This window comes from Streptomyces sp. NPDC093065, from assembly GCF_044754585.1.
Taxonomy (GTDB): Bacteria; Actinomycetota; Actinomycetes; order Streptomycetales; family Streptomycetaceae; genus Streptomyces.
In genome coordinates, this window is the sequence record NZ_JBIVPJ010000022.1 from 1 (window position 1) to 22,765 (window position 22,765).

Below are 22,765 nucleotides of genomic sequence, written 5' to 3' on the forward strand. Positions count from 1 at the left end.
GGCTCCACCGTCGTCCAGGGAGCCACCTCCCCCACCGGCTCGAACCGGTACTCGTCGACGACATCACCGGTATTGCGCACCCGCAGGCGCACACGGGTGCTGCTGCCGGGGTCGACGGTGGTGGACGCGGGCTCCAGGGAGGTCCAAAGGCTCACACGCAGACGCTACGCGGAGCCCGGTGGCGACGTCAGGAGTCGCAGGGGCAGAGGCGGTTGCCCTCGCACACGGCGTCGGGCCGCGAGGCGAACGGCTTCCGGCCGGAGCCGGTCGTTCCGCGCGCCGCCGCCCGACGTGCCGCCAGGCGCGGGAGGGACGACCGCCGCGCTCACTGCCCGCTTCCGACCCCGTCGCCCTCGTCCACGTCGTCCGCGACCGCTCGCTGGGCTACGAGGGACGGGGCGACGGTGTCCCCGGCCTTGAAAGCCGCTCCGTCGTTCACGGCCGCGACCTCGGAACTCTGCCCCGGATCCGTGACGGCGGGGCTCCCGCCGCTCCCGCTGCCCGTCTCCGTGATCCCTCTGCTGTTCTTGTCGAGGTGGCTGGCCTCGTGGGCGAGGATCTCCTCGTTGCCGATGGCGGACGGGCCGAGGAACACGTCCATGCCGATCGTCATGGCCTCGGCGCCCATGGCCGCCGTCGCGCGCTGGGCGATCGGGCCCGTGTACATGCGGGCACCGGCGAGGGCGGGGTTCTGGTAGAACGGCACCGCCTTGTCGAGGAAGCCCCCGGGGAGCGAGGAACTGGACGACTCCTTGGCCTCCTTGATGAGCTGGTGCTGCCCCTCCGGACTCCGGTCGTCGATCCCGTCGTGCCCGCAGCCGGCGCCGTGCTGGTGCTCGCCGGCGTCGAAGCGGCGCTGGACGGTGTGCCCGCAGCCGGGGCCGTGCTGGTGTGCGTCCCGGGCGACGACCCGCTGGACGGCGGCGTTCCCGGCGGAGCTCTGCAGCGCCAGGACCGTCGCCGGGGTCATCGCAGGGCCGCCCACTCCCGTGACGGGGGCGGGCGTGGCCCGGTGCGGAGCGCGGCCACCCCGGGCGGCCTGCTGGTCGGCGGCTTCCTCGTGCGCGCGCACCCTGCGCTCCCTTCGACACCGGACGTGTGACCCTCAGCCTTACCGGAGCATCCTCGCCGCCGACAGGTCCACGCGGGCAACGCCGGGGGCAACGGCCCCCGGGGCCGTCCTCCGGTCACGTCACGGGGTGCTCAGAGCGAGGCGAGCTGCTTGGCTATCGCCTCTTCCCAGTCCTTCTGCTGCCCGGGGTCGTTGAGCGACGCCAGCCAGACCTCCTCCGACTGGTTGTGCTTGTCGGGGCCGCACTTGAGGACCTTGAGGAACTCACGTGCCTCGTCCCGGATGTCGTTGGGAACGTCCTTGCCCACCGGAACGGCCGGTCCGGCGGCGACCGCGTAGATCTCCTGTGCCCTGAGCTGCCGCTTCCCCTGCTTGATGGAGTGCGTCACGGTGACCGCCTCCTTCCACGCCTCACGCCTGCTGCCCCGCCTGCTCGTGCCGTCCTTGGACATCCTCGGCGCCTCGGTCTCCTCGGTCTCCTTGGGCTCCTCGGTTCCCTCCTGGGCCAGCGTGGTGCGGGCGTACCGGTCCGGCTGCCGTACCGAGATGTAGCGCTTGTTGGCCTTCTTCACGCCCTTCTTGACGGCGAGGCCGCCCAGGAGCGCCGCGGTCGCACCGCCCGCGATCCCGGGGGCGATTCCGCCGGTGACCGCACCCGTGGCGGCCGCGATCGCCACGGCACCGGCCGCGATACGCGCGGCGTTGCCCGCCAGGTTGGCGAAGCGGTGCCCCAGTTTCCACTTCTTCTTGTGGACCACGTACTCCCGTGCGGCGGCCATGTGCTCCCGCACCTCTGTCCTGAGGTCCTCGACGCGGGTCCGCCGGTCCTCGACGGCGTCCAGGACCGCCGTGTCCGAGCCGTCCGCCGAGTCCCCGAGCCTGGACGACGCCTGGGCCAGGTCGTCGGTGGCCGTCCCCAGGTCGTCCAGTACGTCCTGGAGTTTTCGGTCGCGCTTCGCGGCCACGTCGCGATAGTGATCCTTCAGTTTCTTGCGCTGGGCGTGGGTGTTCTTGATGACCGCGGTGTCGCGGCCGACGTGAATCGCCGAGAAGGAGATGCCGAGGGCACCGCTGGCGTCTGCGAGCGCGGCCACCCCTGCCAGGTCTCCGGCGGCCTTCGTGCCGACGTTGGCGATCTTCACGACGTCGTTGGCGGCCATCTGGGAGCTGGTCGCCAGGCCGAGAGGCTTGCCCACGTAGTTCTTCCGGTGCCCGTGGGAGGCAGGGCCCGATTCGTGGCGCTTGCCGGCCGCGTCCTTGATCGCCGCGATGTCGTTCACGGTTCCGGTCGCGTCACTGATGAAGTTGATCGGGTTCTCGACACTCTGCTGGATCGCGTTGTCGTGCACCGTTCCGCTGTCCCCGTGCTTCGAGGCTTCCGCCGCGTGCGCCGCCGCGGGCGGCGCGCTGCCGCGGAGAACCGCGGTGTCGGGGAGGTCGGCCCACGGCTTGGTCTTGGCGGAGGCCTTCTTGACCCCGTGCCCGACGGCCCCGGCCGCGCGTGCGGCACCGTTGCGCGAGGACTGGGCGGCCGGTTCCCTCTCCTCGGCTGCCTTCTCCTCCGCCGCCTTCTCCTCCGCCGCCTTCTCCTCAGCGGCCTTCTTCTCGGCCTCCTTCGCCGCGGCCAGTTCCGACCTCGCCGTGGTTTCGGCCGTCCCGTCACGCAGTTGCCCCTGCGCCGCGGCCGCCGCCTGCTGCCGGGCGGCGGCCGCCTCCTGCCCAAGGCGTGTCACCTCGGCGAGGGCGGCGTCGTGCTCCGTCTGCTTCTCCCCCGCGGTCTTCGCGTACCCGGCCGCTTCGGTCCGGGCCTTCTTGGCCTCGCCCTGGGCGTCCTGCGCAGTCCTCTCGTGGCCGGCCGCCGCCTGCTCGGCGGTTTCGCGTGCCTCGGTCGCGGCCCTGGCCTCGCGGTCCAGCTTCTTCGCCAGTTCCGCGGATTCCCTCGCGTTCCCGTCGGCCTCGTCCCGGAGCCGGGTGGCCTCCTCCCGGCCTTCCTCCGCCTGCTTCTGCGAGGCACCGGCACCCTCGGCCTCCTCACTTCTCCGCTCTGCCGCTTCCCTGGCCTCCTTCACCTCCTTCAACGCCTCGGCCAGTTCGACGGTCCGCTCCCTCATGGCCGCCGCGAACTGCTCCTCGGACTCCGCCTCGACCTCGGCCTCGGCCGCCTGCTCGTGCGCCTTGTCCTCGACTTGCCCCGCCCTGCGCGCCGTTTCGTCGGCGTCCTTCAGCTTCGCCGCGGCTTCCTCCGCATGGCGCGAGAACCGACGCACCCTTTCCTCGGCTTCCGCCTGACTCCTCCGGGCGCTTTCGATCGTTGCCGAGAGTTCGGCCACCAAGTCCGCGGCGGCCTTCCGTTTCCGCTCGGCGGCCTCGGCCTCCTTCGCGAACACGTCGGCCTGCCTGCGCGCTTCTTCGGCCGCCGCGCTCTTCTCCTTCTCGGTCCTGCCGTGCCTCCCGGCCTCCTCGGCGGAGGTCCGCCGACTCTTCGCCGCCGCGTTCGCCCGGTCCGTGAAGCCTCGCGCCTTTTCGAGCGAAGCCTGCTCTCCCCGCTGCGCGGTCCCGACTTCCTCCTCGATCGCGTCCGCCCTGTCCCGGGCGGCCTTCTCCTTCTTGCGTGCCTCGATCGCCGTCCCGGACAGGTTCCGCACCTCGGCCACGGCGTCGGCCCGGGCCCGTGAGGTGTCCGAGACCTTCGTCTTGTGGTCCGCCACCTCGTCCACGGCCGCCTGCCGCCCGGTGGTCGCCTCCGCCACCCGACGCGTCTCCTCGACCGGCCGCTCGGCCTCCGTCACCGGTGTGATCCGCAGGTCGTCCGGCGTCGACGAGGTCGCCCGTTCCTGTGCCGGGGCCTTGGGGAGCTGCGCCGTACCGGTCGCGCGCTGGATCGCCGAGGCCACGGCCCGGTTGCCCGCGGCGGCCTGCAGCGAGGCCAGCGGAGGCTGCGGGCGCCCCTGGGGGCGGGGGCGCGCCGGAGCGGCCTCGTCCTGGCGGTGTGCCTGCGTGTGGTTCAAGCGGTCCGACACGGACGATCCCCTCCTGACACCCCGTCACCGTCCCCGCCTCACGCGGGGCAGCGCCCCGGTGCGGCGGGACGGCGCGCCCCGGAACGGGGCTTGATCGCAAGATGACATCCTGGCGAACTGACAGTCGACACAAGACGTTGAATCAGAAACGCCCGGCCTCCGCCAGGGGTCTTCGAGGGGAAGTACCGGCAAGCCGCAGGAGTCTGCCCCAACGGGCACGACCGGGGGCAGGGAAGCTGCCCCCGGCCCGGCACCCCGGGACGTTTCGGCGGCGGCCGCGCGCGCGTGAGGCTGAGGGGCGTCCTGTCTCGTACCCCGAGGAGAGCAGAGCATGCCGTCCTACCTGTCGCCCGGCGTCTACGTCGAGGAGGTGGCCAGCGGCTCGCGCCCGATCGAGGGAGTGGGCACGTCGGTGGCGGCCTTCGTCGGTCTCGCCCCGACCGGCCCGCTGAACGAGCCCACGCTGGTGACCAACTGGACGCAGTACGTCGCGGCCTTCGGTGACTTCACCGGCGGGTACTACCTCGCGCACTCCGTCTACGGGTTCTTCAACAACGGCGGATCCGCGGCCTACGTCGTCCGCGTCGGCGGTTCGGCCGAGGACGCCGGCGCCGACGGCGCCGTGAACGGCGCGGCCGCGCCCGCCGCCGTCACCGGCAGCACCGCCAAGGCGCTGCCCGCCGCCGAGCCCAAGCAGCTCGGCACGTTCGCCGTGACGGCCACCGCCGCCGGCCAGAGCGGCCCGCTGACCGTCGAGGTCGCCGACCCCGAGGGCGAGGGCCCCGCCGAGCGCTTCAAGCTGATCGTCAAGGACGGCGACAAGCCGGTCGAGACCTTCGACGTGAGCGCCAAGAAGGGCAACCGCTCCTACGTCGTCACCCAGATCAAGGAGCGCTCCAAGCTCATCACCGTGACGGAGGCCGCGCCGTCGGCGCAGCTGGTCCGCCCGGAGAACCAGACGCTGACGCTGCCCGCGCCGCCGTCCGCCGCGCCCGCCGTTCCGGCCGGCCAGGGCGAGAGCGCGCACCCCGGCCCCGCCCAGTACCTCGGCGACTCCTCGGACCGCACCGGCTTCGGCGGCCTGGAGGCGATCGACGAGATCTCCATGGTCGCGGTGCCCGACCTGATGGCCGCCTACCAGCGTGGCGCGATCGACCTGGAGGCCGTCAAGGCCGTCCAGCTCGGTCTCATAGCCCACTGCGAGCTGATGGGCGACCGCGTCGCCATCATCGACCCGCCGCCGAACCAGAACGCCCGCCAGATCCGCGTCTGGCGCCAGGAGACGGCCGGCTACGACTCCAAGTACGCGGCCCTGTACTACCCCTGGATCAAGTCCTTCGACCCGGCGACCGGCCAGTCCCGCCTGGTCCCGCCGAGCGGTCACGTCGCCGGCATCTGGGCCCGCAACGACTCCGAGCGCGGCGTGCACAAGGCCCCCGCCAACGAGGTCGTCCGCGGCGCCGTGGACCTGGAGCTGCAGATCACCCGGGGCGAGCAGGACCTGCTCAACCCGATCGGCGTCAACTGCATCCGCTCCTTCCCGGGCCGCGGCATCCGCGTCTGGGGTGCCCGCACCCTCTCCTCCGACCCGGCGTGGCGCTACCTGAACATCCGCAGGTACTTCAACTACCTGGAGGAGTCGATCCTGATCGGCACCCAGTGGGTGGTGTTCGAGCCGAACGACCACAACCTCTGGGCCCGCATCCGCCGCAACGTCTCCGCGTTCCTGGTCAACGAGTGGCGCAACGGCGCCCTCTTCGGCCAGAGCCCCGACCAGGCCTACTACGTCAAGTGCGACGAGGAGACCAACCCGCCGGAGTCCGTCGACCTCGGCCGGGTCGTCTGCGAGATCGGCATCGCGCCGGTCAAGCCCGCCGAGTTCGTCATCTTCCGGCTCGCCCAGTTCTCCAGCGGCGGCGGCGAACTGGACGAGTAGGCGGATCACGCCCCGCCCTTGTCCCACATCCTCTAGAAGGACAGCGAACTCATGTCTCTCCCCAAACCAGAAGACGTACTCGTCGCACCGAATTTCGGCATCCAGATCGACGGTGTGATGGTCGAGTACCTCAACTCGGTCTCCAACCTGCAGATCGAGCAGGACGTCATCAAGTACCAGCAGAACCAGGGCACGACCGGACGCAACAACGTCACCCTGATGCCGGGCGTGGCCAAGGACGGCTCGGTCCAGGTCGAACGCGGTATGAGCCAGTCGTCGGTGTTCACCCAGTGGATCAACGACTCCATGGCGGGCCGGATGGCCACCGCCCGCAAGAACGCCACGATCATCGTGATGGACTACGAGGACAACCCGGTCAAGCGCTGGAACCTGCGCAACGCCTGGTGCAGCAAGGTCGTGGCGGGCACCCTGAAGGCGGGTGACACCAACGCGCTCACCGAGACCATCACCATCGTGTTCGAAGAACTGGTCGTCGAGTAATGCGCCGTTCGACCGCCAAGGCACCCGCCGCGGCACCCCAGTCCGCGGCGGCGGGAGCGGACTTCCCCCGTTCGGCTCCCGCCACCGCGCCCACGGAGGCGTCGGCCGGTTCTCCGGCCGGCCCTCCCGCCGGGCCCCCCGTCGACACCGTCCCGAGGCAGCAGATGCAGACCGAGTTCCCCTTCGAGCTGCCGCGCGGGTACGTCGACGAGTCGGGCACGGTGCACCGGGACGGTGTGATGCGCCTGTCGACGGCACGGGACGAACTGATCCCGCTGCGCGACGTGCGGGTGCAGGAGAACCCGGCGTACCTGTCGGTGGTGCTGCTCGGCCGGGTCATCACCCGGCTGGGCACGCTGGCGATGGTGCACGACGGCGTCGTGGAGAACATGTTCGCCTCCGACCTGGCGTTCCTCCAGGACTTCTACCGCCAGATCAACGCGGAGGGGCACACCCGCGCGGCCGTCGAGTGCCCGCACTGCTCCGAGCCCTTCGAGGTGGAACTCGGCGGGAGCCGCCTGGGGGAATCGTGACGTACGCGACCGACCGGCTGCACGAGGAGATCGCGTACGTCGCCTACCACTTCCACTGGAGCCTGGAGGCGATCCTGGACCTGGAACACCAGGACCGCCGCCGGTACACGGACCAGATCGCGTCCCTCGTGACGCGAGGCACGGCGGAGGGCTGATCGGTGGGACTCCTGGACCGGCTGCGGGGCCGTCGCGACGGCGGCGGAGGAAACGGGAACGGGGGCGGGAGCGCGGCATCGGCGGCGGGCCCGTCCACGGAGACGGGTACGCCCGCGGACACCGGCCCGCGTCCGGATCCGGGCGCGGGCGGAAGCGCGGCAGCCGCGCCCACGCCCGTGGCCGTCGCCGCCTGGACGGGCCTGCCGCCGATCCAGCGCGCCACGGGCGCGGACCGTACGGGGGTGGCGGACGCCGCTTTCGGCGGCCGCCTTCCGACCTGGCAGGACCCGTCGTTCACGGGTGCGCCGTCCCCGGCGCTGCTCAACCCGGCGGCCGGTGACAGCCTGCTGTCCGGGGCCTTCGACGCGTCGGCCCGTCAGCCGTCGCCGACACCCCTGGCCCGCCCGGCCGGCACACCGCCCGTGCAGCGGATGCCGGTCGCGCCGCTGCGCGCGATACCAGCGAACGCACCGGCCGCGCCCACGGGTTCCGCCCCGAGGGCGCGCGGTGGTGCGCCGGGCTCGCCGGGTCCCATGCCTGCGGCGGGCCCGGCGGCGACCACGTCGTCGACCGCGCCCGCGGCAGCGCCGGTCCAGCGGGCGCTTTCCGCCGCGCCGGCGTCGTCCACGGCGCCCGCGGGCGCACCGGCCCAGGCCCCCCGCGGGGTCCGGGTGACCCCGGCGCCGCCCGCCGCCCCACGGCCGCGGCAGTCGCTGACCAAGGCCCCGTCCGGGTCGCCGGCCGTGCAGCGCCGGGCGTTGCCGGCGAGCCGCCGGACCACCGGATCGGCCCCGGCGTCCTCCGGCACGGCGTCCTCCGGCACGGCTTCCTCGGGCTCGGCGCCCTCGTCGGCGGACGCCGACCGAGCGGACCCGGGCTCGGCACCGGCCGGGGGCGCCTCCCCGGCGCAGGCTTCCGGCACCCCGATGCCCGCGTCCACCGGTGCGCCCGTCCAGCGGGCGGTGTCCGCGCCCGGGTCCACACCGGCCCCCGACGCGGCCGGCGACGCCGGGGCACCGGCTGCCCCGGTGCGGCGGCCCGGCGGCGGCCCGGCGCCCTCCGCACCGGCGAACAGCGGCTCCGCGTCCGGCACTCCGACGGTCCAGCGCACCGCCGTACGGCCGTCCAGCCCCGCGCCGGACACCCCGGCAGGACGCGGCACCCCCCGGCCCGGCGGCGGCAACCCGGCGACCACCGCACCGGGCGACAGCGGCTCCGCATCCGGCACACCGCCGGTCCAACGGGCCACCGCACGACCGCCCGGCGGCACCCCGACGCCCCCCGCACCGGGCAACAGCGGCTCCGCATCCGGCACACCGCCGGTCCAACGGGCCACCGCACGTCCGCCCGGCGACACCCCCTCGACACCCGCGACGGGCAACAGCGGCTCCGCATCCGGCACTCCGCCGGTCCAGCGCGCCGCCGTACGGCCGTCCAGCCCCACGCCGGCCGATGCTCCGGCACGACGCGGCACCCCGCAGCCCGGCAGCAACACCCCGGCAGCGACCGCACCGGGCAACGACACCGCCCCCGCCGCACCCCCCGTCCAACGGACCACCGCACGACCGACCGGCTCCCCCGCCCAGTCCGGCAGCGGCACCCCGGCAGCCGCACCGGCGGGCGGCGGCGCCGCAGCGGACGCCCCGGTACGTCGAAACCCCGCACCACGCGGCAGCGGCGACCCGGCGGCCACGACGCCGGACCATGACGCCGTGCCCGGCACGCCACCGGTCCAGCGCGCCGCCGCACAACCGGCCGACGGCAGCAACCCGCCGCCCCGCGCAGCGGCCGACAGCGGCACCGCGTCCGGAACTTCGCCGGTCCAGCGCGCCGCCGCCGAACCGGCCGGCCCCACGCCTACCGACGCCCCGGGCAGCGGTCCCGCGTCCGCCGCCCCGGCACGGCGGCCCGCCGTACGACCCGGCGGCAGCCCGGCGTCCGCCGCGGCGGGCAGCGGCGCCGTGCCCCCGACGCCGCCCGTGCAGCGTGCCGTACGCCGCACCGACGGCGGCACGACTCCCCCGGCGGGCAACGCCGCACCCGCCGGCCGACGAGCCGCCCCGCAGTCCGACCGCCCCGCCCCCTCCGGTGACCGCCGGTCCGGTTCGCCGGAGAGCGCGACGCCCGGCACCCCGGTGCAACGAGCCGTGCCGCGGCCCGAGTCGGCTCCCGGCAGCCCCGTGCGGCCGGTCGCGTCCGGGTCCGGCACCACGCCGGACGAGGCGCGGAGCGAGGCCCCGGTGCGCCGGACGGAGCCCCGGCCCGCCGCCGATCCCGCGTCCGGCACCGGCGCCCCGTCCACCGGCGGCGCAGCGGCACCCTCGCCGTCTCCCTCGGCAGCCGCCGGTCCACCGGTCCAGCGAGCCGTGTCACCGGCCGAGAGCCCCACCACCGAGACGCCGACCCGACGGGCCGGGGCCGGGGTCACCCCGGCCCCCGGGCCCGGCGGCGACACGGCGACGCCGTCCACCGCACGCCCCACCGGCACCGGCACCGGCGACGCCACCGGAGGCAGGCGCCCCTCTGCGACCGCACCCGGCGTCCCCGGTGTCCCCGCCACCCCCGCCGACCTGCCCCCCGTCCAGCGCCGGGCGTCGGCCACCCAGCCGTCGCGGCCCGTGCAGTCGTCCACGGCGCAGCCGGGCGGCGCTCCACGGCCGCCGGTCCAGCGGGCGCCGGAGCGGCGGACCGACGGCCCGGTCGCGCCCTCCGCCCCACCCACGGCACCGGCGGAGCCCTCCCCAGCGACCACCGCGCCCGCCTCGCCCACCACGGCCGGCACCCGTAACGCCCCCACCCCCGCCGTACCGCTGTCCCGGCCGGAGACCGGCCCGACGGCCGCCCCGTCGGCGCCCGTGCAGCGCAGCGCCACCGCGCGGCGTCCGGGGCTCGGCGCGCCCACCTCGTCCGGCCCGGTCGCCGCCGCCGCACGTCCGTCCGCGACGCCGGCACCGACGGCGGCACCGACGCAGACGCAGACACAGGGACCGGTGCCGGCACCGGCACCGGCGTCCACCGCAGCCCCGGCGAGGCCGGCCGAGTCGCCCGCGCGCCGTTCCCCGCTCGGCGCGCCCCTCTCCGCGTCCCCGGCCGACACCACGTCGCTCACCACCCGGCCGTCGGCGCCCATGCCCTCTACGGCCGAGGGCCGCACGCCCCCGCCCGTCCAGCGGGCCACCGCCCAGGCCGCCATGTCCGCGGCACCGCCCGTCCAGCGGGCCACCGCCGTCGCACCCGCGGCACCGCCCCTCACGACCACGGCCACCGCCGTGCCCGCGGCACCGCCCTTCGCGGCCCCGGCGACGCCCCCCGCGGCGCCGCCCTCCGCGCCTCCGCCGCTGCCCGGTGGCGGCGGGCCCACGCCCCCCGTCGTCCAGCGCGCGCCCGCCAGGGCCGTACCCCTGCGCAAGCCCGTGTCCCCGGGCGCCGACGGCACCGGAGCCCTGCTGCCGGTGGCCCCGCTCACCCCGCCCCGGCCGTCGGCCGCCCCGCCCGGGCTGCCCGTCGCCGCACAGGCGGCGCCCGCGCCGTCGCCCGCGGACGCCCCGCCGGACGCTCCCGCCCCGTCCAGCACCGCGTCGGGTGCCGCGTCCGGCGACGCGCCGCCGGTGCAGCGGTTCTTCCGCCGTTCCCAGCGCGCCGGACGCACCACCGCGGCCCTGGCCTCCCACACGGCCGCCACCGTGGTCGACAACCTGACCCGGCTGCACGGCCCGTCGTCCCGGCCCGGCCCGGACGGACCGCCGCCGCCGTACGAGGCGGGCGCGGGCGCACGGCCCCCCGGTGAGCCCCCGCCCGCCTACGCGGCGGTCCCCGAGGGCGGGTTCGACCCGCGGGAACTCACCGACTTCCAGCTCGACGAACTGGTGCACCGGATCATCGGCCGCGTCACCCGTCTCGTCCGCACCGAACTGCGTATGGACCGCGAACGGATCGGCAGACTGCGCGACCCGCGCTGACCGGGCCGTACCGGCTCCGCCGGACGCCCGGACCGCCCCGAGGGCGACGCCCGCCCGCCACCGTTCCCCGACAAGAAAGGTCGACCCCCGATGACCCGTGAGGACCCGGGCTCTTCCATCTGGTTCAGCCTCGCCATCGACGGCGAGAGCCTCGGCTACTTCAACGGGTGCGAGGGCCTGTCGACCCAGGTGGAGGTGGAACAGCGCCAGGAGGGCGGCAACAACGGCTTCGTCTGGCAACTGCCCACCCGCGTCACGTACTCCAACATCCGGCTGACCCGCCCCCTCACCAAGGACACGGCGAAGGTCGCCAAGTGGATCTCCTCGGTGCAGACCGGCATCAAGCGGCCCACCGCGCAGATCTCCGCGCTGCGCGCCGACGGGTCGCTGGTCGCCCGCTGGGGGCTGATCGACGTCCTGCCCGTCAGCTGGCAGGGCCCCAGCCTCGACCCCAACAGCGCGTCCGTGGCCAACGAGGTCCTGGAGATCGCCCACCACGGGTTCACGGACTGACGGCGCCGCAGAGCAGAGAGGAAGACCCATGGCCACCAGCAGCAAGGGCGCCGGCAAGAGCCTCGTACGCGCCAACCTCGCCATCCACGAGCCGCCCACCGGCGACTCCACCTCGCCCGGGGCGCTGATCAAGCGGTTCCCGTTCGAGTTCAACCCGGCGCAGCTGTCCATCAGTCAGCGCGCACAGTGGAAGGCGACCCCGACGGCAGCGGTACGCAAGGCCGCGAAGCCGCAGTTCATGGGCGCCGAGCCGCGGGAGATGACCCTGGAGATCTTCCTGGACTCCTCGATGAAGCCCGACGGCAACACCGTGATGAAGAAGGTCGACTCGTTGCTGATCTGCTGCGAGGTCACCGCCAAGAGCCTGGCCGCAGAGCAGCCCTCCCCGCCCTGGGTGATCTTCGAGTGGGGATCGTTCTCCACGGCCCGCTTCAGCGCCTACGTCGCGTCCGTCGAGACCCAGTACACGCTGTTCGGCACCACCGGCGTCCCCATCCGCGCCACCTGCCGGATGGCCCTGGTGGAGATTCCCGGCCCGACCCCGAACCAGAACCCGACCTCCGGCGCCCTCACCGCCCAGCGCGTGCACCGGGTCGTCGCGGGGGACTCGCTCCAGTCGCTGGCCTGGAGCGAGTACGGCAGCGCCAACGCCTGGCGGGTGATCGCCGAGGCCAACGGCATCGACGACCCGTCCCGCCTGCCGACCGGAACCGAACTCATCCTGCCGGCCACCGAGGAGGTGCCTCGCTGATGGTGCGTCCCTCCTTCTCCAGCATCGTCGAGGTGAAGATCGGCGGTGCGAAGCTGCCCGACACCATCGCCCCGATGCTCACCGACGGCTGGGTCGACCAGGGCGTCAACGTGCCGGCGGCCTTCCGCCTCACCTTCCGCGACCCCTACCACCGGCTGCTGGGCAAACTGAACGTGCAGTTCGGCACCAAGGTCGTCATCACGCCGATCGCGGACGGGCACGGCAAGGGCAACCCCCTGCTGACCGGTGAGGTCACCGGCCTGGAGACCGACTACGACGGCACCGGCAGCTTCACCGTCATCCGGGGCTACGACTACGGCCACCGGCTGATGCGCCAGCGCCGCGTGGCCGCGTACCGCAACCAGAAGGCCTCGGACATCGCCCGCAAGCTCGTGGCCATGGACGGCGTCTCCATCGGCCGCATCCAGGCGACCAAGGGCACCTACGGGTTCATCTCCCAGTCCAACGTCACCGACTGGGACTTCCTCGCGCGGCTCGCCGACGAGAACAAGATGATCATGTATCTGGACTCCCAGGGGAAGTTCCGGTTCGTCACGCCGAAGCCGTCGGCCGGCGCGCCCTCGCCGAACACCGACGGCGACAAGAGCACCTTCGTCCTCCAGGCCGGCCACGACATCCTGCGGCTGCGGGCCGCCGTCACCGCCGCCGACCAGATCGGCAAGGTCGAGTCGCGCGGCTGGAACGTCACCACCAAGAAGAAGATCACCGAGACCGCGCCGGCCACCACCGACCCCGGCATCAGCATCAAGTGGACACCCGGCACGGCCGCCGGCAAGTTCAAGCCCGGCAAGCTCGTCGAGACCGCCAACCCGTACGACAAGCAGGACGAGGTGCAGAACGCCGCGAAGGCCCTCGCCTCCGACGTCACCGCCTCCTTCGCCGAGCTGGAGGTCGCCGCCAACGGCCACCCCGACCTGCGGCCCGGCGTCCCCGTCGCCCTCGCCGACGTCGGCACGCCCTTCGAGGGCAAGTACACGGTCACCTCGGTGCGCCACCACTTCGGCGACGGCGTCGCCTACGAGTCCTGGATCACGGTCAGCGGACGCCAGTGGCGCTCCCTGTACGGGCTCGCCTCGGGCGGCAGCGGCGGCACGGACCCGGCGAGCGCCGCCCGGCTGCCCAGCGTCGCCAACGCCATCGTCACCGACGTGCAGGATCCCCTCAAGCAGGGCAGGGTCAAGCTGCAGTTCCCGTGGCTGGACGACACCTACGTCAGCGACTGGGCGCGCAGCGTCCAGATGGGCGGCGTGGCGGGCGGCGGCATCTTCCCCATGGACGTCGGCGACGAGGTGCTGGTCGCCTTCGACCGGGGGGCGCTGGACCACCCGTTCGTGATCGGCGGCCTCTACAACGGCCGGGACGTGCCGGCCAAGAGCGACGTGCCCCTGCACGACGGCCTGAAGAAGAAGGCCGTGCGGCACACCCTGTCCGACCGCCAGGGCAACCGGGTCGACCTGCTCAGCCAGCGCACCGGCGGGCGCAAGCAGGGCGTGCGGATCGCCAGCGGCAACGACAAGCTGACCATCAACCTCGACCGCACCAAGACCGAGATCACCGTCGACAGCAAGGGAGCGGTCAAAATCACCGGCAGCCGTTCGGTGTCGGTGGACGCGGGCACCGACCTCTCGCTCAGCGCCAAGCGCGCCCTCACCATCAAGAGCGGCGGCCCGCTCAGCATCCAGAGCAGCATGATCAACATGCGCAGCGGGGGCGTGATCGGAGTCAACGCGGGAGGCGCCCTGAACCTGGGGGCAGGCGGCGCCGCGACGCTGAGCGCCGGGGCCGCGACGACCATCTCCGGCACCGTCAACGTCCAGATCAACTCCGTCATGACGAGGGTCGTCGGCGCGACCTTCGAGGTCAAGACCCCCATCTTCAAGGTCATAAGTCCTCCCGTGCCGGGCCTGTGACGAAGCGTTTCCGAGGAAGGCAGGTTGCTCTCTGATGGCCGAACAGTTCGTCGGCTCCGGCTGGTCGTTCCCCCTGCGCATCGGACCCACCGGCGGGATCGCCCTCGTCAGCGGCGAGCAGGAGGTGGAGGAGGCCATGCGCCTCATCCTCGCCACCGCGCCCGGCGAGCGGCCGATGCGCCCCGAGTTCGGCTGCGCCATCCACGACCTCGTCTTCGCCCCCGTCAACGAGCAGACGGCCGGCCGCATCCAGCACGAGGTGTATGTCACCCTCGACCGCTGGGAACCACGCATCGAGGTCCACGACGTGGACGTCACCACCGGCGACGAACAGAACGTCCTCTTCATCGACGTCCGTTACTCGATCCGCGGCACCAACAACCCGCGCAGCCTCGTCTTCCCGTTCTACGTCATCCCCTCCCACGACGAGCCCGACCTCCCCGACGCTCCGGCCGGTCTCCCGGGCTCTCCCGAAAGCGACCGCTGATGCCCCTGCCCTCCCCCAACCTCGACGACCGCCGCTTCCAGCAGTTCGTCGACGACGCCAAGCGCTACATCCAGCAACGCGCCCCGGAGTGGACCGACCACAACGTCTCGGACCCCGGTGTCACGCTCGTCGAGACGATGGCCCACATGGCCGACCAGATCGTCTACCGGCTCAACCGGGTCCCCGACAAGAACCACCTCGCCTTCCTGGACCTGGTCGGCATCACACTCTTCCCGCCGTCGGCCGCGCGCACGGACGTCACCTTCTGGCTCTCCGCACCGCAGGAGGACACGATCCTCGTCCCGGTCGGCACCGAGGTCGCCACCCTGCGCACCGAACGCGACGAGGCCGTCGTGTTCGCCACCGAACGGGACCTGCACATCGTCCCGTGCACGATGGACCGCCTGGTGACGCAGGTCCGCGGCGAAGCCGTCAGCGACCGCACCACGGACCTGGACGAGAGCAAGGACGTGATGTGCTTCGCCGAGGCGCCCAACCCCGGCGACTGCATGCTCATCGGCCTCACCGCCGCCGTCCCCGACTGCGCGCTCGCCCTCGAACTCGACAGCCGCGTCGACGGCGTCGGTGTCGACCCGCGCCAGCCGCCGCTGGTCTGGGAGGCCTGGACCGAGGACGGCTGGCAGCCCTGCGAGGTCGACCGCGACGGCACCGGTGGTCTCAACCGCCCCGGCGACGTCGTGCTCCACGTACCCGGCGGGCACGTCCTGTCCCGCAACGGCGGCCACGAGGCCGGCTGGATCCGCTGCCGGGTCACCGAACCGCTGTCCGGCCAGCCCTTCTACACCACCTCGCCGACCATCCGTTCCACCGAGGCCTACACCATCGGCGGCACCACCGGATCGATCCACGCCGAGACCGTCCTCGACGAGCCCCTCGGCGAGTCCACCGGCCTGCCCGGCCAGCGGCTGAGGCTCGAACACGCCCCCGTCGTCGCCGGCGAACCGTCCGTCCTCCTCCAGACCGCCGCCGACGACGGCTGGCAGGACTGGCAGGTCGTGCCGCACTTCTCCGGCTCCCACCCCGACGACCACCACATCACCGTCGACGCCACCACCGGCGAGATCGCCTTCGGCCCCGCCGTCCGCGAGTCCGACGGCACCCTGCGCCAGTACGGCGCCGTCCCGCCCAAGGGCGCCGTCGTCCGCGCCCGCCGCTACCGCACCGGCGGGGGCAGGGCGGGCAACGTGGCCCGCGGCGCCGTACAGGTGCTGCGCACCTCCATCCCGTACGTCTCCGAGGTCGTCAACCGCGAGGCCGCCCTCGGCGGCGTCGACGGCGAGACCATCGAGGAGGCCAAGCTGCGGGCCCCCATCACCCTGCGCGCCCAGGAACGCGCCGTCACACTGCGCGACTACGAGGAACTCGCCCGCCGCGCCGCCCCCGAGACCGCCCGCATCACCTGCCTGGAGGGCGCGGAGAACGAGTACGGCGCCCACGCCGTCCGCGTCCTCGTCGTCCCCCAGGCCGTCCCCGACCCCGGCGGACGCCTGCGCTTCGAGCAACTCGTCCCCGGTGACGCCCTCCTGAACCGCATCACCCGCCACCTCGACGAACGCCGGCTGATCGGCACCCGTCTCGCCGTCGGCCCGCCCTACTACCAGGGCGTCACCGTCGTCGCCACCGTCCACGCCTTCCGCGACGTCGACGCCGACCGCGTACGCCGCCAGACCCACGACGCCCTCTACCGCCACCTCGACCCGCTCACCGGCGGCGCCGACGGCAAGGGCTGGCCCTTCGGACGCCCCGTGCAGACCGGTGAACTCTTCGCCGTGCTCCAGCGCGTCCCCGGCGTCGAACTCGTCGACGAGGTCGTCCTGCACCCCGCCGACCCGCTCACCGGCAAGCGCGGCGACCCCACCGACCGCATCGACCTCGACGCACCCGCCCTGGTCTTCTCCTACGACCACCGGGTCCGCGTGATCGGGGACAGCGCGTGAAGTCCGCCTCGCAACGCGGCTCCGTCGACGGACTCGGCTCGTCGCTGCCCATCGCGTCGATGCTGCCGGCCGTCTTCGCCGACGACGACCTCGCCCTGCGATTCGTCGGCGGACTCGACGACGTCCTCGCACCCATCCTGAACGTCCTGGACTGCCTGGACACCTACTTCGACCCCGCCCTCACCCCGGCGGACTTCGCACGCTGGCTCGGCACCTGGGTCGGCGCGGAGACCGACGGCACCGAGGCCGAACCCATGCTGCGCGCGGCCGTCGCCGCCGCCACCCGGCTGCACCGCGTACGCGGCACCCTGCAAGGCCTGTCCGAGACCGTCCGGCTCGCCTTCGGCGTGGCACCGGAGATCACCGAGAGCGGCGGCGCCGTGTGGAACGCCCGGCCGCTCGGCCCGTTCCCCGGCCGGCCCCGCCCGCAGTTGCACGTCGCCCTCCGGCTGCCCGACCCCAGACCCGTCGACGTCCACCGGCTGGACTCCCTCGTCGCCGCCGCCCGTCCCGCCCACATGCCCTACACGGTCGAAGTGACCGCCTCCGAAAGGACCCCGGAGAGATGACCACGCAGAACTGCGCCGAGTGCGGAACCCGCGCGGAACCGGGCCAGTCCTTCTGCGACGCGTGCGGCGCCGTACTCAGCTGGGAACAGGCCGGCGCCGCCCGCACCGCACAGCCCGCGGCCGCCACGGCCGACAAGAGCCCCGCCTCCGACGCCTTCGGCGGCGCGGGAGTGCCCCCCGCCCGCGCCGGCCGCCCGGCCACGGCCCCCGACGCGGACGGCACCGCCGAACCGGCCGCGGGGACCATCGGGGACAACCCGACGCTGCCCCAGCAACGCCGCACGTCAGGCTCCGCCGGCACCCCGGACACCGACGGCACGGCCGACGGCCCGCAGAACACACCGGACGACGCGGACCGTACGGCGGCCCCCACCGACCCGCCCGGCCGGCCGGGCACCACCGCCGGAGACGGCGAACCCGCCACCGACGACACGGCCCCCACCGCCCCGGTGCCCTCGGCAGCCGCCCCCGCCCCGAACGCCCTCAGCGACACCATGTCCGACCGGGCGCGCTCCCTCCTCGTCCCCGTCGCCGACCCCGAGGCCCCGGCCCCCGCGGCTCCCCCGGCCGTCGCCCCCGTCCTGCCCGGCCGTCCCGACGCGGACCGCCCCCAGGTCCGCGCCCCCGGCCACCAGCCGGACATCGCGGGCGGCCCGCCCTGCCCCTGGTGCTCCACCCCCAACCGCCCCGACCGCCACTACTGCGCCCGCTGCGCCATGCCCCTGGTCGCGAGCGGCGACCAGGCCGCCGTGCGCGCCCCCTGGTGGCGGCGGCTCTTCGGCGGACGGCGCCGGGAGACCCCGTGGGCCGGCGACCGCCCCCGCCTGCGCCGCGTCTTCGACCGCATCGGCACCTGGATCACCGTCGCCGTCGTGGCCACCATCGGCATCCTCGGCTTCGTCTACATCCCCGACGGCGTCCAGAACACCCGCGACCACTTCGCCAAGCGCGCCCCCGTCTCCCCCGACGGCATCAAGGCCTCGCACTCCTACACCGGCCACAAGCCCGAACTGCTCATCGACAAGCTCAGCAACACCTGGTGGGGTCCCGGCATCTCGCAGTCCGGCAAGGGCGAGTGGATCGAGGCCAGCTTCACCGAACCGACCCGCCTGCTGGACGTGATCATCACCCCCGGCGTCTCCTCCCGCGCCGACAAGCTGCAGGAATCCGCCATGCCGCACCGCATCAAGGCGACGATCACCATGAAGGACGGCTCGATCAAGACCCGCGACCTCACCCTCGACCAGGGCGCCGGCGGCCAGCGCCGCCCGTTCCGCGTCGGCGAGGTCACCAAGGTCCGCTTCACCATCGAGTCCGCCCACGCGGCGTCCGCCGACAAGCAGGTCGCCATCGCCGAGATCGAGTTCTTCGGCCCCTCCAGCGCCAACCGCAACTCCTGACCCCCGCCCGGGGCCCCGCCACCGCACGACGTCCCGAAACCGGCGGGGCCCCGCGCCCACCCGAAAGCAGCCACACCGCCACCCGAACGGACGCCACGCCATGCGTCCCCCGCCGGGCCGCCAGAGGCTGAGGCCATGCCCACAGCACGAGCGATATCCACCGCCGTCCTGCTGTCCACGGCCACCCTGCTCGCCTCGTCCCTGACGGCCTGCGCGCCCACGGACCAGGAGCGCGACCGGCAACGCGGCACCGGCGGCACCACCACCGACGCACAGGCCCTGACCAGCCTCCGCAAGCAGTCCCTCGACTGGAAACCCTGCCCCGCCCCCTCACCCCTCCAGGGCGGCGGCGAGGCACCCGCGGCACTCCCCGACGGCACCCGGTGGCAGTGCGCCGCCCTGCGCACGCCGTTGGACTGGAAGAACCCCTCCGGCGAGTCCATGGACCTCGCACTGATCCGGGCCCGCACCAGCGGCGCCCCGGACGAGCGGATCGGCTCCCTGCTCTTCAACTTCGGCGGCCCCGGCGGCTCCGGCGTCGCCACCCTCCCCGGCCTCGCCCCCGACTACGAGAAGCTCCGCACCCGCTACGACCTCGTCAGCTTCGACCCGCGCGGCGTCGGCGACAGCAGCGGCGTCCGCTGCCTCGACACCGGCCTCCCCGACGAGGACGAGATCGACCAGACCCCCGACGACGGCGACGACGAGACCAACGCCCTCGTCGAGTTCAACCGCGAGACGGCGGCCGCCTGCGAGAAGAACTCCGGCGACGTCCTCCCCTACGTCGGCACCACCCTGGCCGCCCAGGACATGGAGCTGACGCGACAGGTCCTCGGCGACGACAAACTCCACTACTTCGGCATCTCCTACGGCACCGAACTCGGCGGCGTCTACGCCCACTTGTTCCCCGGCCGCGTCGGCCGCGCCGTACTCGACGGCGTCGTCGACCCCACCCACGACACCATGGAGGAAGCCCTCGCCCAGGCCGGCGGCTTCCAGCTCGCCTTCGAGCACTTCGCCGCCTGGTGCGCCCGGCAGGGCTGCACGCTCGGCGACGACGCCGAGGACATCGTGGACCTCACCGTCGGCCTCGACGACACCCCGCTCCCCACTTCCGACGGCGGCGAACTCGACGGCGACGCCCTCATCGACGCCATCAGCGGTGCCCTCTACCGCCAGGACTACTGGCCCGCCCTCCGCGTCGGCCTGGAAGCGGCCGCCGACGACGACGGCGACGTCCTGCACGACCTCGCCGAAGCCCTCGGCCAGCGAGGCAGGGGCGGCGACCCGGACGCCGACGACGACAACCAGAGCAACGAGGACGACGCCTTCAGAGCCATCACCTGCGACGACTCCAGCAGCCGCTACACCGTCGCCGACGTGACCTCCCGCCTCCCCGACTTCCTCGAAGTCTCCCCGCTCTTCGGCCCCGGCCTCGCCTGGAGCGCCCTCACCTGCGACGGCTGGCCGGTCCCCGGAGCCGCCCGGCACCCCGAGGTCAGCGCCCCCGGCGCACCCCCCGTCCTCCTCGTCGGCAACACCGGCGACCCCGCCACCCCCTACGAAGGCGCCGCCCGCATGGCGGAACGCCTCGGCGAGAAGGTGGGCGTCGAGCTGACCTACGAGGGCGAGGGCCACGGCGCCTACGACAGCGGCAACACCTGCGTCCAGAACAACGTCAACGCGTACCTGCTCAACGGCAAGCTCCCGAACCCCGGCACGATCTGCAAGGCGGACCCACTCCCGGAGGGCAAGTAACCGGGCACCCACGTCGAACGCCCCCGCGATCCGGGATCGCGGGGGCGTCGTCGTACCCGTACGGAGCCCCCTGTCGGATTCGAACCGACGACCTTCGCTTTACAAGAGCGGCGCTCTGACCAGCTGAGCTAAGGAGGCGCGCGCGCGGCGGGCGCGCGCAGGCTGGTCCACTGTACACAGAGCCGGTGAACGATGTGATTCGAAAATTTCGGCGAAATTCACAGACTCCCGGCTACTGACAGATCAGGTGAACGCCGGGTACCGTCCTGCTCAGCTTCACCCGTGTGGACTACACCACCACCTTCCTACAACGGATCGTCCGGCACGTTCCTGCCGGTAGAAGGGGGCCCTTTCACCATGGCCACAGTTACGTTCGACAAGGCGACCCGTGTGTACCCGGGTTCCACCAAGCCCGCCGTCGACGGTCTCGACATCGACATCGCGGACGGCGAGTTCCTCGTCCTGGTCGGCCCGTCCGGTTGTGGCAAGTCCACCTCGCTCCGGATGCTCGCGGGGCTCGAGGACGTCAACGGCGGCGCCATCCGCATCGGTGACCGCGACGTGACGCACCTGCCGCCGAAGGACCGGGACATCGCCATGGTGTTCCAGAACTACGCGCTGTACCCGCACATGTCGGTCGCCGACAACATGGGCTTCGCGCTCAAGATCGCCGGCGTCAACAAGGCGGAGATCCGGCAGAAGGTCGAGGAGGCCGCGAAGATCCTCGACCTCACCGAGTACCTGGACCGCAAGCCGAAGGCGCTCTCCGGCGGTCAGCGCCAGCGTGTGGCGATGGGCCGCGCGATCGTGCGTGAGCCGCAGGTGTTCCTCATGGACGAGCCGCTGTCCAACCTGGACGCCAAGCTCCGCGTCTCCACCCGTACGCAGATCGCCTCGCTCCAGCGCCGTCTGGGCATCACCACCGTCTACGTCACCCACGACCAGGTCGAGGCCATGACGATGGGCGACCGCGTGGCGGTGCTCAAGGACGGTCTGCTCCAGCAGGTCGACACCCCGCGGAACATGTACGACAAGCCCGCGAACCTGTTCGTCGCCGGCTTCATCGGCTCCCCGGCCATGAACCTGGTCGAGGTCCCGATCACCGACGGCGGCGTGAAGTTCGGCAACAGCGTCGTCCCGGTCAACCGCGACGCTCTGAAGGCCGCCGCCGACAAGGGCGACCGCACGGTCACCGTCGGTGTGCGTCCGGAGCACTTCGACGTGGTGGAGCTGAACGGCGGCGCGGCCAAGACCCTGTCGAAGGACTCGGCGGACGCCCCGGCCGGTCTCGCGGTCTCGGTGAACGTCGTGGAGGAGACCGGCGCCGACGGCTACATCTACGGCACGGTCGAGGTCGGCGACGAGACGAAGGACCTCGTGGTCCGCGTCAGCAGCCGCGCGGTGCCGGAGAAGGGCGCGACCGTCCACGTCGTGCCGCGTCCGGGCGAGACCCACGTGTTCTCGTCGTCCACGGGCGAGCGCCTCACCGACTGAGTGCGCGGACGCGGGGAAACCTCCCGCTGAGAAACCACGCGACCGGGTGATTTCGCCCGCGTTGACGGAAAGAGCCCCGCGGCCTGCTGCGGGGCTCTTTCCGTTGTCGACAAATACCCCGGCGCAAGGGACGTTTCGACCCGTGTTCGTCAACCCCCTACCCCGTTCGCGCCCGCTCTTCATCCCCCGATGGGGTGACTAAATGTCGCCAAATCATTACCGGGCGCTACCCTCACTCGCGTGAAGCACTCCGTGAAGCACTCCACCACCCGACAGACGCGACGCGGCCGGGGCCCCGCCCGCCGGATCGGCCGCTCTCTCGCCTTCGTCCTGCCCGTCGTCCTGGTGCTCTCCGGGACTCTCGCGGTCACCCGCGTCGACTGGTCCGGGGATCCCTCGGACTCGGTGCTCGCCGCGTCGGAGGCCTCGTCCGCCAAGGCCTCCTCGGCTCGCGCCGCCCGCGCCCCGCACGAGGTGCTGCGGGACCGGCTGCTGACCGAACTGCAGGAGGAGGACCCGGGCGTCGCGCTCACCCACCTCCAGCAGGCGGTGAACGAGCGGCCGTCGCTGGCCGACCACTGCGCCACCATCGCCCGCGCGCTGGGCCGCGCCGCCGTGAAGGCGTACGGCCCGACGCGCGCCCAGTCGTACGCCCGCCCCGTCTGCGACACCGCCTTCGCCTCGGGCGTCCTGGCCGCGCACGGCTGAGCGCCCTTCGGGGGAGGTC

General features: G+C 73.3%; 18 protein-coding genes and 1 tRNA gene. 15 read left to right on the forward strand and 4 right to left on the reverse strand.

All coding sequences use genetic code 11. From position 1 onward, the window contains the following. Positions 1-325 precede the first annotated feature (325 nt). Positions 326-1,072 carry a DUF4157 domain-containing protein gene (locus tag ACIQFU_RS30435; RefSeq protein ID WP_402555750.1) on the reverse strand — a complete coding sequence of 249 codons (747 nt, stop codon included), beginning with the start codon at positions 1,070-1,072 and terminating at the stop codon, positions 326-328. A gap of 131 nt (positions 1,073-1,203) precedes the next feature. Further along, positions 1,204-4,092, reverse strand: a complete 2,889-nt coding sequence (locus tag ACIQFU_RS30440; RefSeq protein WP_402555751.1) for a hypothetical protein — start codon at positions 4,090-4,092, stop codon at positions 1,204-1,206. A 331-nt stretch (positions 4,093-4,423) separates the two neighbouring features. On the opposite strand from ACIQFU_RS30440, the gene ACIQFU_RS30445 reads away from it, so the two are divergent. From ACIQFU_RS30445 to ACIQFU_RS30460, 4 genes are read left to right on the forward strand one after another with little or no spacing between them, the layout of a single operon-like run. Further along, a complete protein-coding gene (locus tag ACIQFU_RS30445; RefSeq protein ID WP_402555753.1) occupies positions 4,424-6,028 on the forward strand; it encodes a phage tail sheath subtilisin-like domain-containing protein in 1,605 nt (534 codons plus the stop codon). Between the two features lie 51 nt (positions 6,029-6,079). Next, complete coding sequence (locus tag ACIQFU_RS30450; protein ID WP_007450914.1) at positions 6,080-6,529, forward strand: phage tail protein; 450 nt, start codon at positions 6,080-6,082, stop codon at positions 6,527-6,529. Next, positions 6,529-7,062, forward strand: coding sequence for a hypothetical protein (locus ACIQFU_RS30455; RefSeq protein ID WP_402555755.1), 534 nt, complete (start codon positions 6,529-6,531; stop codon positions 7,060-7,062). The genes ACIQFU_RS30450 and ACIQFU_RS30455 overlap by 1 nt, the downstream gene beginning before the upstream one ends. Continuing rightward, positions 7,059-7,217, forward strand: coding sequence for a DUF6760 family protein (locus tag ACIQFU_RS30460; protein ID WP_007450918.1), 159 nt, complete (start codon positions 7,059-7,061; stop codon positions 7,215-7,217). The genes ACIQFU_RS30455 and ACIQFU_RS30460 overlap by 4 nt, the downstream gene beginning before the upstream one ends. A 377-nt stretch (positions 7,218-7,594) precedes the next feature. On the opposite strand, the gene ACIQFU_RS30465 is transcribed toward ACIQFU_RS30460, so the two are convergent. Continuing rightward, on the reverse strand, positions 7,595-10,348 hold the full coding sequence (locus tag ACIQFU_RS30465) for a hypothetical protein (protein WP_402555756.1): 2,754 nt from the start codon (positions 10,346-10,348) through the stop codon (positions 7,595-7,597). On the opposite strand from ACIQFU_RS30465, the gene ACIQFU_RS30470 reads away from it, so the two are divergent. The 9 genes from ACIQFU_RS30470 (at position 10,347) to ACIQFU_RS30510 (ending at position 20,544) form a co-directional block, all read left to right on the forward strand. Next, on the forward strand, positions 10,347-11,177 hold the full coding sequence (locus tag ACIQFU_RS30470) for a hypothetical protein (RefSeq protein WP_402555758.1): 831 nt from the start codon (positions 10,347-10,349) through the stop codon (positions 11,175-11,177). The genes ACIQFU_RS30465 and ACIQFU_RS30470 overlap by 2 nt on opposite strands. A gap of 90 nt (positions 11,178-11,267) precedes the next feature. Then, positions 11,268-11,690 carry a phage tail protein gene (locus ACIQFU_RS30475; RefSeq protein ID WP_402555759.1) on the forward strand — a complete coding sequence of 141 codons (423 nt, stop codon included), beginning with the start codon at positions 11,268-11,270 and terminating at the stop codon, positions 11,688-11,690. A gap of 28 nt (positions 11,691-11,718) precedes the next feature. Continuing rightward, positions 11,719-12,441: a LysM peptidoglycan-binding domain-containing protein gene (locus tag ACIQFU_RS30480; protein ID WP_402555761.1), complete on the forward strand. Its 723-nt coding sequence runs from the start codon at positions 11,719-11,721 to the stop codon at positions 12,439-12,441. Beyond that, positions 12,441-14,372, forward strand: coding sequence for a VgrG-related protein (locus tag ACIQFU_RS30485; RefSeq protein WP_402555762.1), 1,932 nt, complete (start codon positions 12,441-12,443; stop codon positions 14,370-14,372). Before ACIQFU_RS30480 ends, ACIQFU_RS30485 begins: the two co-directional genes overlap by 1 nt. 34 nt (positions 14,373-14,406) lie before the next feature. Further along, positions 14,407-14,859 carry a GPW/gp25 family protein gene (locus ACIQFU_RS30490; protein WP_402555763.1) on the forward strand — a complete coding sequence of 151 codons (453 nt, stop codon included), beginning with the start codon at positions 14,407-14,409 and terminating at the stop codon, positions 14,857-14,859. After that, positions 14,859-16,817, forward strand: coding sequence for a putative baseplate assembly protein (locus ACIQFU_RS30495; protein ID WP_402555764.1), 1,959 nt, complete (start codon positions 14,859-14,861; stop codon positions 16,815-16,817). Before ACIQFU_RS30490 ends, ACIQFU_RS30495 begins: the two co-directional genes overlap by 1 nt. Before the next feature lie 59 nt (positions 16,818-16,876). Beyond that, complete coding sequence (locus ACIQFU_RS30500; RefSeq protein WP_402555944.1) at positions 16,877-17,386, forward strand: phage tail protein; 510 nt, start codon at positions 16,877-16,879, stop codon at positions 17,384-17,386. Continuing rightward, a complete protein-coding gene (locus tag ACIQFU_RS30505; RefSeq protein ID WP_402555765.1) occupies positions 17,383-18,786 on the forward strand; it encodes an NADase-type glycan-binding domain-containing protein in 1,404 nt (467 codons plus the stop codon). The genes ACIQFU_RS30500 and ACIQFU_RS30505 overlap by 4 nt, the downstream gene beginning before the upstream one ends. A 135-nt stretch (positions 18,787-18,921) precedes the next feature. Further along, complete coding sequence (locus tag ACIQFU_RS30510; RefSeq protein WP_402555767.1) at positions 18,922-20,544, forward strand: alpha/beta hydrolase; 1,623 nt, start codon at positions 18,922-18,924, stop codon at positions 20,542-20,544. Positions 20,545-20,608: 64 nt separating this feature from the next. Here ACIQFU_RS30510 and ACIQFU_RS30515 read toward each other — a convergent pair. After that, positions 20,609-20,682 (reverse strand) — tRNA-Thr (locus tag ACIQFU_RS30515). Positions 20,683-20,901: 219 nt separating this feature from the next. On the opposite strand from ACIQFU_RS30515, the gene msiK reads away from it, so the two are divergent. Both msiK and ACIQFU_RS30525 read left to right on the forward strand, forming a co-directional pair. Then, positions 20,902-22,038: a diacetylchitobiose ABC transporter ATP-binding protein MsiK gene (msiK, locus tag ACIQFU_RS30520; RefSeq protein ID WP_402555769.1), complete on the forward strand. Its 1,137-nt coding sequence runs from the start codon at positions 20,902-20,904 to the stop codon at positions 22,036-22,038. A gap of 252 nt (positions 22,039-22,290) precedes the next feature. Then, complete coding sequence (locus ACIQFU_RS30525) at positions 22,291-22,746, forward strand: hypothetical protein (RefSeq protein ID WP_402555946.1); 456 nt, start codon at positions 22,291-22,293, stop codon at positions 22,744-22,746. Positions 22,747-22,765: the final 19 nt, after the last annotated feature.

Excerpts from the sequence above, each read along its gene's own strand:
- ACIQFU_RS30445 (WP_402555753.1), top strand. The coding sequence starts at position 4,424 with ATGCCGTCCTACCTGTCGCCCGGCGTCTACGTCGAGGAGGTGGCCAGC.
- ACIQFU_RS30450 (WP_007450914.1), top strand. The coding sequence starts at position 6,080 with ATGTCTCTCCCCAAACCAGAAGACGTACTCGTCGCACCGAATTTCGGC.
- ACIQFU_RS30455 (WP_402555755.1), top strand. The coding sequence starts at position 6,529 with ATGCGCCGTTCGACCGCCAAGGCACCCGCCGCGGCACCCCAGTCCGCG.
- ACIQFU_RS30470 (WP_402555758.1), top strand. The coding sequence starts at position 10,347 with ATGCCCTCTACGGCCGAGGGCCGCACGCCCCCGCCCGTCCAGCGGGCC.
- ACIQFU_RS30465 (WP_402555756.1), bottom strand. The coding sequence starts at position 10,348 with ATGGGCGCCGACGGCCGGGTGGTGAGCGACGTGGTGTCGGCCGGGGAC.
- ACIQFU_RS30475 (WP_402555759.1), top strand. The coding sequence starts at position 11,268 with ATGACCCGTGAGGACCCGGGCTCTTCCATCTGGTTCAGCCTCGCCATC.
- ACIQFU_RS30480 (WP_402555761.1), top strand. The coding sequence starts at position 11,719 with ATGGCCACCAGCAGCAAGGGCGCCGGCAAGAGCCTCGTACGCGCCAAC.
- ACIQFU_RS30485 (WP_402555762.1), top strand. The coding sequence starts at position 12,441 with ATGGTGCGTCCCTCCTTCTCCAGCATCGTCGAGGTGAAGATCGGCGGT.
- ACIQFU_RS30490 (WP_402555763.1), top strand. The coding sequence starts at position 14,407 with ATGGCCGAACAGTTCGTCGGCTCCGGCTGGTCGTTCCCCCTGCGCATC.
- ACIQFU_RS30495 (WP_402555764.1), top strand. The coding sequence starts at position 14,859 with ATGCCCCTGCCCTCCCCCAACCTCGACGACCGCCGCTTCCAGCAGTTC.
- ACIQFU_RS30500 (WP_402555944.1), top strand. The coding sequence starts at position 16,877 with ATGCTGCCGGCCGTCTTCGCCGACGACGACCTCGCCCTGCGATTCGTC.
- ACIQFU_RS30505 (WP_402555765.1), top strand. The coding sequence starts at position 17,383 with ATGACCACGCAGAACTGCGCCGAGTGCGGAACCCGCGCGGAACCGGGC.
- ACIQFU_RS30510 (WP_402555767.1), top strand. The coding sequence starts at position 18,922 with ATGCCCACAGCACGAGCGATATCCACCGCCGTCCTGCTGTCCACGGCC.
- msiK (WP_402555769.1), top strand. The coding sequence starts at position 20,902 with ATGGCCACAGTTACGTTCGACAAGGCGACCCGTGTGTACCCGGGTTCC.